Annotated in this window: 1 protein-coding gene; it reads right to left on the bottom strand. The window is 48.8% G+C overall.

From position 1 onward, the window contains the following. On the bottom strand, positions 1-128 hold a 128-nt coding region (locus KVT28_RS25620; protein ID WP_305801815.1), incomplete at its 3' end, for an ACT domain-containing protein. Between the last annotated feature and the right edge of the window lie 128 nt (positions 129-256).

A 256-nucleotide genomic window follows, 5' to 3' on the forward strand; every position in this document is an offset into this window, starting at 1 on the left:
ATTGCTAAACGGCTGTCCTCGATATTGCAGCCGCAGCTGCTGACGTGACGAGTGATGGTATTGACGATACCCGGACGATCAACGCCCAGTGCGGTGATCACCAGATGGTGAGGCTGTGTCTGCGACAAAATGGCATTTCCTGTACGTTCGCTAATAACTATAAGGTAAACATAAAAAAAACTGCTGCCAAGCGCGGGAATGGCGTGGCTCGCTTGCTTTTCTTTCAATGTAAAACGTAACATGGGGCACTTGTTTG

Source organism: Pantoea sp. GbtcB22, assembly GCF_019091025.1.
Classification (GTDB): Bacteria; Pseudomonadota; Gammaproteobacteria; order Enterobacterales; family Enterobacteriaceae; genus Pantoea; species Pantoea leporis.